The sequence below is a fragment of the Cellulomonas sp. B6 genome, from assembly GCF_001462455.1.
GTDB lineage: Bacteria > Actinomycetota > Actinomycetes > Actinomycetales > Cellulomonadaceae > Cellulomonas.
In genome coordinates this window covers 1-4,995 of the sequence record NZ_LNTD01000206.1, presented here as the reverse complement: position 1 = coordinate 4,995, position 4,995 = coordinate 1, and the positions used below count along the sequence as shown (strand labels likewise).

Sequence of the window (4,995 nt, the reverse complement as noted above, 5' to 3'; positions counted from 1 at the left end):
GCGGCAGCGAGGGCCGGGTCGGACGCCGCGTCGGGGGTGGCGTCCGCGGCGCCGTCGTCCGCGGCGCTCTCGTCGTCCTGCCGCGCGTCGGCCACCGGGAGGCGCAGCGTGAACGTCGAGCCGCGACCCGGTTGCGACCACACCGATACGTCGCCGCCGTGGTCCGCCGCGACGTGCTTGACGATCGACAGCCCGAGACCGGTGCCGCCCGTGTCGCGCGAGCGCGCCGGGTCCACGCGGTAGAACCGCTCGAACACGCGGTCCTGGTCGGCCTCCGCGATGCCGACGCCCTCGTCGACGACCGCGATCTCGACGAGCGCGTCGCGGCGCCGCACACCCAGGCTCACGCGCGTGCCCTCGGGCGAGTACGCGACCGCGTTGTCCAGCAGGTTGCGCACCGCCGTGACGAGCAGGTTGTGGTCGCCGAAGACCGTGAGGCCACGGTCGCCGCCCGCCGCGATCCGGATCTGCTTGGCGTCGGCGCCCGTGCGCGCGCGGTCGACGGCCTCCGCGACCACGTCGTCGACCCCGACCGCCTCGACGTCCTCGAGCGCGCCCGCGACCTGCAGGCGCGACAGCTCGATGATCTCGTGCACGAGCGCCGACAGCCGGGCCGCCTCGGCGCGCATGCGCCCGCTGAACCGGCGCACCGCCTCGGGGTCGTCGGCCGCGTCCTGCACGGTCTCGGCGAGCAGCGACAGCGCACCCACGGGCGTCTTCAGCTCGTGCGACACGTTGACGACGAAGTCGCGGCGGATCGCCTCGAGCCGGCGCGCCTGCGTGAGGTCCTCCGCGAGCAGCAGCACGTGGTCGGGCGTCACCTGCGCGACCCGGACCTGCACCATGAGCCGCGCCGGGCCGACCGGGCCGCGCGGCACGTCGAGCTCCTCGTCACGGATCACGCCGTCGCGGCGCACGTCCGTGACCATGTCGCGCATCGCGGCGTGCACGAGCCGCTCGTCGCGCACCAGGCCCAGCGCGTGCGCGGGCGGGCTCGCGCGGACCACGCGGTCCTGCGCGTCGAGCACCACGGCCGCCGAGCGCAGCACCGCCAGCGTGCGCACCAGGCCGTCCTCGAGCTCGGGCTCGGGCTGCGGCGGCACGCGGTGCTGCTCGCGCTCGCTCCACCGGAACGCCGCCATCGCGACCGCGCCGACGAGGACGCCGAGCACGCCCGCGGCCAGCGGCACGGCGTCCAGGATCCACTCCACGGGGCCACACTAGGCGCGGCTCCACGGCGGTCCGCGCCACCGACGGCGCGGGACGACCAACCGCCGCCGGGTGTTCACCTGCCGGGCGGCGCTCGTTCACCGACGCGTGCGACGGTGTGGGCTGCACACGCGCAGGGAGAGGGAGCACATGCGGGACATCTTCGAGGCCGAGCTCACGCAGCTCGGTCAGGACCTGGTCGCCATGGCCGGCCGGGTCGAGCAGGCCATCAGCAGCGCGGGGATCGCGCTGCTCACCGCCGACCTCCAGCTCGCCGAGTCCGTCATCGCCGACGACCTCGCGATCGACGCGCTCGAGCGCGACCTCGACGACCGCTGCGTGCGGCTGCTCGCGCAGCAGCAGCCCGTCGCGACCGACCTGCGGGTCGTCGTGTCGGCGTTGCGCATGAGCGCGTCGCTCGAGCGCATGGGGGACCTCGCACGGCACGTCGCGCAGGTCGCGCGGCTGCGGTACCCCGAGACGGCCGTGCCGGCCGGGCTCGAGCCGACGTTCACGCAGATGCAGGACGCCGCCGTGCGCGTCGCCCGCCGCGTCGCGACCCTGCTGGAGTCGCGGGACATGGCGCTGGCCGAGTCGATCCAGCAGGACGACGACCTGCTGGACGCGCTGCACTCCGACACGTTCACCGCGATGCTGTCGGGCCCGTGGGAGCGCAGCACGCAGGAGACCGTCGACGTCACGCTGCTGGGCCGCTACTACGAGCGGTTCGGCGACCACGGCGTGTCCGTCGCGCGGCGCATGGTCTACCTGGTGACGGGTGACCTGGCCGACGCGCTGGACCCGGCCGCCGTGCGGGGCGCCTGACCGGCGTCCGTCCCGACCGCGGGGCCGACCGCCCCGCCACGCACGACGAGGCGTCCGTCCCGGGGAGGGGGCGGGCGCCTCGTCGCGTCCTGCCCCGGAGCGGACGGCAGGTCGGCACGACCCCGTCATCCGTCGCGTCACCGCTCGGCCCCGGACCACGGCCGACGGGGTCGCGGACCCCGAGGACGACGCACGACGACGGCCGGCCCACCCGTGCGGGTGGACCGGCCGTCGGCGTGCGTCAGCGGTGCGTCAGGGCGTTCAGCGACCCTGGTTCGCCACGGCCGCGATGGCCGCCTTGGCCGCCTCGGGGTCGAGGTACGTGCCGCCCGGGTTGGTGGGCTTCAGCGTCGTCTCGTCCAGGTGGTAGACGAGCGGGATGCCCGTGGGGATGTTGATGCCCGCGATGGTCTGCTCGTCGACGTCGTCGAGGTACTTGACGATCGAGCGGATCGAGTTGCCGTGCGCGGCGACCAGGACGGTCTTGCGGGACTTCAGGTCGGGCACGATCTCGGCGTCCCAGTACGGCAGCGCGCGGTCGAGGACCTGCGCGAGCGCCTCGGTGCGCGGGATCGGCTCGCCCGCGTAGCGCGGGTCGGTGTCCTGCGAGAACTCGGTGCCGAGCTCGATCTCCGGCGGCGGGACGTCGTACGAGCGACGCCAGAGCATGAACTGCTCCTCGCCGTACTCGTCGAGCGTCTGCTTCTTGTTCTTGCCCTGCAGCGCGCCGTAGTGACGCTCGTTGAGGCGCCACGAGCGCTTCACGGGGATCCACAGGCGGTCCGCCACGTCGAGCGCGTAGTTCGCGGTCGTGATCGCGCGGCGCAGCAGCGACGTGTGCACGACGTCCGGGAGCACACCCGCGTCCGTCAGGAGCTTGCCGCCCCGCTTGGCCTCCTCGACGCCCTTCTCGGAGAGGGGGACGTCGACCCAGCCGGTGAACAGGTTCTTCGCGTTCCACTCGCTCTCGCCGTGGCGGAGCAGCACGAGGGTGTAGGTCATGGCGACCATCCTGCCCCAGCCCGGCGGGCCCCGCAGGGACGTCCGTCCCGCGGTCGGCGGCCCGCGCCGGGTCCGCGCACGGGTCAGCGACGCGCCTCGCCCGCGACCGCGTAGACCTTGAGGAGCTGGTCGGCGGCCGTGGTCCACGCGTACCGCTCGGCGACGCGGCGCGCGCCCTCGGCCCAGCGCGCGCGGCGGTCCGGGTCCGCGAGCGCGGCGGCGATCGCGTCGGCCCACACCGCGGGGTCGTGACCCGGCACGAGGCGGCCCGAGACGTCGTCGTCGACGACCGTGCGCAGCCCGCCGACCGCCGCCGCGAGCACCGGCGTGCCCGTGGCCTGCGCCTCGACCGCGACCAGCCCGAACGACTCCGAGCGGGACGGCATCGCGACCACGTCGGCCGCGCGGTACCAGTCGGCGAGCTCGTCGCGCGGCGCGGGCGGGCGCACCACGACGTCGTCGTCCACGTCGAGCGTGACCGCGAGCGCGAGGAGCTCGCGCACGGCCGTCGGGCGCCCGCTGGGCCCGCCGAGCACGACGAGCTGCGGCACCGGGCGGCCCGTCGCCCGCAGCACGCCGAGCGCGCGGACCAGGACGTCGGGCGCCTTGAGCGGCTGGACACGGCCCGCGAACAGGACGATCGGACGGTCGGGCGGCAGCCCGAGGTGGCGCCGTGCGGCGGCCCTCGCACCGGGCGCACCGGGCCGGAACCGGTCCAGGTCGACGCCGGGCTCGACGACGTGCACGCGCTCGGGGTCGGCGCCGTACAGCTCGACGAGCTCGCGCGCCTCGACGGGCGTCGAGGCGACCAGCGCGTCGGCGTCCGCGACGACCTGCTCCTCGCCGACGACGCGCACGCTCGGCTCGGGTGCGTCTCCCGGGCCCAGGCTCGCGTTCTTGACCTTCGCGAGCGTGTGCGCGGTGTGGACCAGCGGCACCTCCCAGCGCTGCGCCGCGATCGCGCCCACCTGCCCCGAGAGCCAGTAGTGCGAGTGCACCACGTCGTACCACCCGGGCCGGCGCGCCGCCTCCGAGCGCAGCACGCCCGCGGCCATGCCGCACAGCACGCCGGGCAGGTCGTTCTTGTCGAGGGCCTCGAACGGACCGGCCGGCACGTGGTGCACCAGCACGGGCGGCGTGACGCCCGCCGGCACCTCGTGGGCCAGCAGCACGTCCCTCGCGTCGGCGTCGGTCAGCGCACGTCCTGCGGCGTCGGCGCCGTCGAGGACGACCGTCTCGGGGGCGTCGGACCGCGTCGCGCGCGTGAAGACCTCGACGCGCGCGCCCCGCGCCGCGAGCGCGTGCGCGAGCTCCAGGACGTAGACGTTCATGCCGCCCGCGTCGCCCGTGCCGGGCTGGTCGAGCGGCGAGGTGTGCACCGAGAGCATGGCGACGCGCGGCGCTCTGTCGGTGGTCACGCCCCATTGTGGCCCGGTCCCCCGGCGGTGACGCCACCGGTGCCCACGCCCCGGACCCGGGCGCGGGTCCACCGGTCAGCGCCGCGGCGGGCGGCGCAGGGCAGAGCGCACCATCGCGGCCGTGACGACGGGGTGGGCGAGGCGCACCGGTGCGAAGTACGCGCGACCGCGCCAGCCGTGCAGCCGCACCGCCGTGACCACACGGAGCAGAGACCGCTCCGCGTCGACGCCCACGCCGACGCGGAAGTCGAGGTGGCGGTCGTCGGACGCCAGCAGCGCCTCCTCGCCCACGACCTCGCGCACCGCGAAGGTGTCGCGCGGGGCCGGCGGCAGCCCGATCAGGCGCACGGCGACCTGCCGGAGCGCGAGCAGCACGAGCACCCACCGCGGTCCGCGACGCACGTCGAAGACCGCCCGGGCCCACGCCGCGGGGTCGTCCGACGCCCCGGCGGGCAGGGGGACGACGGTGACGTCGCAGTAGTCGGGGCGCGGCAGGTCGCGCAGCGCGAGCGAGACGAGGCCGGGCGTGACCGTCGGTGCG

General features: G+C 75.8%; 5 protein-coding genes. 1 reads left to right on the top strand and 4 read right to left on the bottom strand.

The window, feature by feature from the left end:
* The coding region (locus tag ATM99_RS15935) for a cell wall metabolism sensor histidine kinase WalK (protein WP_062103826.1) at positions 1-1,211 on the bottom strand (1,211 nt) is incomplete at its 3' end.
* Positions 1,212-1,359: 148 nt separating this feature from the next.
* Here ATM99_RS15935 and phoU point away from each other — a divergent pair.
* Positions 1,360-2,034, top strand: coding sequence for a phosphate signaling complex protein PhoU (gene phoU, locus ATM99_RS15930; protein ID WP_062103825.1), 675 nt, complete (start codon positions 1,360-1,362; stop codon positions 2,032-2,034).
* 261 nt (positions 2,035-2,295) lie between these two features.
* Here the strand turns inward: phoU and ATM99_RS15925 are convergent, their stop codons facing one another.
* From ATM99_RS15925 to ATM99_RS15915, 3 genes are all read right to left on the bottom strand, one after another.
* Positions 2,296-3,036 (bottom strand): phosphoglyceromutase, encoded by a 741-nt coding sequence (locus ATM99_RS15925; RefSeq protein WP_062103828.1) that lies wholly within the window; start codon positions 3,034-3,036, stop codon positions 2,296-2,298.
* Positions 3,037-3,119: 83 nt separating this feature from the next.
* Complete coding sequence (locus ATM99_RS15920; RefSeq protein ID WP_082659914.1) at positions 3,120-4,454, bottom strand: glycosyltransferase; 1,335 nt, start codon at positions 4,452-4,454, stop codon at positions 3,120-3,122.
* Positions 4,455-4,529: 75 nt separating this feature from the next.
* The coding region (locus ATM99_RS15915; RefSeq protein ID WP_369798102.1) for a DUF2867 domain-containing protein at positions 4,530-4,995 on the bottom strand (466 nt) is incomplete at its 5' end.

Bases quoted from the DNA above. Each gene is read 5' to 3' on its own strand.
- phoU (WP_062103825.1), top strand. From the start codon at position 1,360: ATGCGGGACATCTTCGAGGCCGAGCTCACGCAGCTCGGTCAGGACCTG.
- ATM99_RS15925 (WP_062103828.1), bottom strand. From the start codon at position 3,036: ATGACCTACACCCTCGTGCTGCTCCGCCACGGCGAGAGCGAGTGGAAC.